Below are 3,529 nucleotides of genomic sequence, written 5' to 3'. Positions count from 1 at the left end.
TGGTTGGCCTAACAAACGGCTCAAGAGGGATTGTCAACGCGTGGCGGCTTTAGTACAAAATTGAAGTTCAGTGTTTACAGTGTGTTTTTTGAGTTCGGCTATGCGTTGTCAACCCCTTAGCCGGGCGTTATAAGCAAATTCAGCCCCAGAGGATGAAAAATGGAAATCGAGTACAAAGTAAACCATCCAATCTCAGTTGAACAATTCGTGAGTTTACTGAAGAAAACTTCATTGGGTGAGCGGCGTCCTTTGGATAATGAGTCAACTATTCAGGGTATGCTCGATAACTCTAATTTAATTGTGACTGCCTGGCTGAACGATCAACTTGTCGGTGTTGCTCGTTCAGTGACAGATTTTCATTATTGCTGCTATCTGTCTGATTTAGCTGTTGATGAAAGTGTTCAATCCAATGGTATAGGTAAATATCTAATCTTAGTGACCAAAGAAGAGTTGAGCCCAAGTTGTAAATTGGTTTTACTATCAGCACCGAAAGCACAAGGTTATTATCCGAAAATTGGTTTTGAAGCTCATAATAGTGCATGGGTTTTATCTAGTTCTGAGCAGTTGAAAATCAATTAAATCAAGGTTTTATTTGCTTATAACAAAGCGTTCAAGAGGGACAGCCAACGCGCGGCATTTTTATTATGCGTTGGTTTTTGTGGTTACAGTGTTATGCGGAAAGTTGGTAGTAGCGTTGGCTGCCCCTTAACGCGGCGTTATAACGCAGGAGATTCAGTGGATAAATATCAGCAACTTGAGAATCTGATTAGACAAGAGTTAATCGGTTTTGGCTGCAAGAAATTGATTACATTCGATAAATTGGAGAAGTTAGATCGCAGAGATGAACGGTTTAAATTAACTCCTCATTATCACCTCAACGAACTATTGATTTATTTTTACTCTGTGCTCACTCGTCTTGTTTTACCATGTAAAAGAGACGTTATTGTATATGATGGTTTCGATAATAAAGGTCAAGATACTGGGCTCGAAAGGCTCTATGAAAAAGTAAAGGAAGGACATAACTTAATCCCCCATTTAAGTAAACTTGTCTTCGAATTAGATCAAGGTAGACTGAATGACCCAATGTTAGCGGAATGGGGCATTTATCATTTTCATATACCTGAGAATGATGGGAACAAGTTCTTTGTAAATCGCACAAATCAGCTACTCTTCGCGATCGTAACTCAAACAGAGTTTGTACCTCTTGATATACAGCCACATGATAATGAGCTCGGCACATATGAACCTTGGGTTGATGTGGATATATTTGAAAAGCTCGAACGTTATTACCCTCAAGCTATTCAACACTTGAAGCAGCGAGAAGATGTCCAGCCTCTGACTTTTGAACAGAGAAGAGCTTTGAGAACAAAAAATGGCAATACGAATGTAATCACCAACTCTGGAAATGAATACGTTCCTCCAGGCTTTGGTTCAACTGCTTCAGGTCATCCAATGTCAGTGATCACAAAAGTTGATCACAACATGTTGCTTTTAAAGCATCACTTAAATGACATCGATGAAATTGTATTTGACGCAAATTACAACCTTATAGCCAGAAATGCGTTATAACAAGCAATTTAAGAGGGATTCACAACGCTTGGCGCCCTCATTTCAAGTCAGTTTAGTGTTTATGGCACAATGCTTTAGGTTTGGGTGGAGGCGTTGTTCACCCCTTAATTGGGCGTTAGCTTAAAACAAATGAAATCAATTGGTTGTGGTCTTTTCTTTCTTCCCTTGGCAATTCGCTTAGGTTTTTCGGCAAATCAGCGTTGTTTGCCAACGCGAGTTTTGAGCTGTTGCCTCAATTGAGCTTTGGGATTGCTCGAGGTTAGCCAGTTTGGCGCAAAGTCGCTTTGGAAGTTTTGCTTTCGCTTTGAGTTTTCCGAAAATGTGCTATCAAAATTTGCAGGCTTCAAAGCAAACGAATGGCTACAAAGTTTGAGTCAATTCGGGTTTTAAAACTCAGGTGGTTTGCCGGTTTCCTAAATCGGGTTAATCTCAGTTTTGGCAAATCTAAGGTGCTGAAATTTAAGCTAACAAACTGCTTAAGAGGGATTCGCAATGCGTGGCATTTTTGGCATGCGGTGAGTTTTGTGATTAAGTCGGTGTGCGGTAGCTTTGGTAGTGAATTGCTCACCCCTTAGCAGGGCGTTAGCTTAAAACAATAAAAATCAATTGTTTGCAGTCTGTTTTTTCTTCCCTTGGCAGTTCGTTCAGGTTTCTCGGCAAATCGGCATTGTTTGCCAACGCGAGTTTTTAGCGGTTGCCTCAATTGAGTTTTGGGGTGGCGCGAGGTTAGTAAGCTTGGCGTAAAGTCGCTTTGGAAATTTTGCTTTCGCTTTGAGCTCTCCGAAAATGGTCTATCAAAATTTGCGGGGTTCAAAGCAAATGAATGGTCACAAAGTTTGAATCGATTTAGGTTTTAAAACTCAAGTGGTTTTTGGGTTTCCCAAATCGGTTTAATCTCAGTTTTGGTCAATCTAAGGTGCTGAAATTTAAGCTAACAAACTGCTTAAGTGGGATTCGCAACGCGTGGCATTTTTAGCATGCGGTGAGTTTTGTGATTAAGTTGGTGTGCGGTAGCTTTTGCAGTGCGTTGCTCACCCCTTAGCAGGGCGTTATGTTCACAAGATGGATTGTAGATATGGATGAAAAAGTACAAATAGCTTTTGGTGTTTGGGCGGGTGTTTCACTCCTCGGTTATGTGTTGTTCTATGCGAATAAAAATACACAGTTTAAGAGGAAATATTATCCAGCATTCTCTGTCGTGACGGGCGCTTTATTTTTGTTCATCGTTAACTTGATGGGGTTTTTTAAACATCAATTCTGGATTGTAATTGTCCCCATTGTTGCGCTAATAACTTTTATGAACATACGCGGTGCTAAGTTTTGCGACAACTGTGGGAAATCAAACTTTACGCAATCGTTAAAAGATAAAAAAATCGAATGTCAAAAATGTGGGCATACTATTTGAGCAATGTGAACATAACAAGGCGTTTAAGAGGGATTCATGCCGCGTGGCATTTTTGGTTTACAGTGAGTTTTGGTGGTGAAAGTGGTCTGCGGCAGCTTGGTTTATGCGGCATTCACCCCTTAACGCAGCGTTATGCGTCACAAGGATATTCATGTCAAAAGTAACATTGAAAGGTTTTATTTTAGTTCCTGAGTCGGAGCTTGAATTAGTAAAAAATGAATTGGTAAACCATAAACGCCTTACTCTCGAAGAAACTGGATGTATCACGTTTAGTGTCATTCAAAATTCGGAAAACGCTCTTCGCTTCGACGTTTATGAAGAATTCTCGGATAAAGTGGCTTTTGAACAACATCAGAAAAGAGTCAAAGCATCCCATTGGGGTAAAGTGACTGTAAACGTTGAACGTCACTATGAGATTTTTGAGTAAACGCATAACAAACTGTTCAAGCAGATTCGGCATGCGTGGCATTTTTGGTTTGCAGTGAGTTTTGTGTTTACGGAGTAGTGCAGAAGCTTTTGTATGGCATGCCTCACTACTTAACAGGGCGTTAGCTT

4 protein-coding genes are annotated in these 3,529 nt (G+C 40.4%); all 4 read left to right on the top strand.

Annotation, left to right across the window (positions count from 1 at the left end; translation table 11 throughout):
• Positions 1 to 159: 159 nt before the first annotated feature.
• Positions 160 to 579, top strand: a complete 420-nt coding sequence (locus AACT21_RS07780; protein WP_017045848.1) for a GNAT family N-acetyltransferase — start codon at positions 160 to 162, stop codon at positions 577 to 579.
• Between the two features lie 156 nt (positions 580 to 735).
• Positions 736 to 1,569 carry a hypothetical protein gene (locus AACT21_RS07775; protein ID WP_094164378.1) on the top strand — a complete coding sequence of 278 codons (834 nt, stop codon included), beginning with the start codon at positions 736 to 738 and terminating at the stop codon, positions 1,567 to 1,569.
• Between the two features lie 1,075 nt (positions 1,570 to 2,644).
• Positions 2,645 to 2,974 (top strand): hypothetical protein, encoded by a 330-nt coding sequence (locus tag AACT21_RS07770; protein ID WP_026050567.1) that lies wholly within the window; start codon positions 2,645 to 2,647, stop codon positions 2,972 to 2,974.
• A gap of 151 nt (positions 2,975 to 3,125) precedes the next feature.
• Positions 3,126 to 3,401 (top strand): putative quinol monooxygenase, encoded by a 276-nt coding sequence (locus AACT21_RS07760; RefSeq protein ID WP_065818796.1) that lies wholly within the window; start codon positions 3,126 to 3,128, stop codon positions 3,399 to 3,401.
• The last annotated feature ends 128 nt before the right edge of the window (positions 3,402 to 3,529 follow it).

Origin of the sequence: Vibrio sp. V08_P9A1T1, from assembly GCF_963874405.1 — a bacterium.
In the GTDB taxonomy this organism is placed as follows: Bacteria; Pseudomonadota; Gammaproteobacteria; order Enterobacterales; family Vibrionaceae; genus Vibrio; species Vibrio anguillarum.
Note: the sequence above shows the minus strand (reverse complement) of the source record. Positions and strands in the feature narration are given on the sequence as shown.

What these genes read in the sequence shown, in the direction of transcription:
- AACT21_RS07770 (WP_026050567.1), top strand. Translation starts at nt 2,645, where the DNA reads ATGGATGAAAAAGTACAAATAGCTTTTGGTGTTTGGGCGGGTGTTTCA.
- AACT21_RS07760 (WP_065818796.1), top strand. Translation starts at nt 3,126, where the DNA reads ATGTCAAAAGTAACATTGAAAGGTTTTATTTTAGTTCCTGAGTCGGAG.
- AACT21_RS07780 (WP_017045848.1), top strand. Translation starts at nt 160, where the DNA reads ATGGAAATCGAGTACAAAGTAAACCATCCAATCTCAGTTGAACAATTC.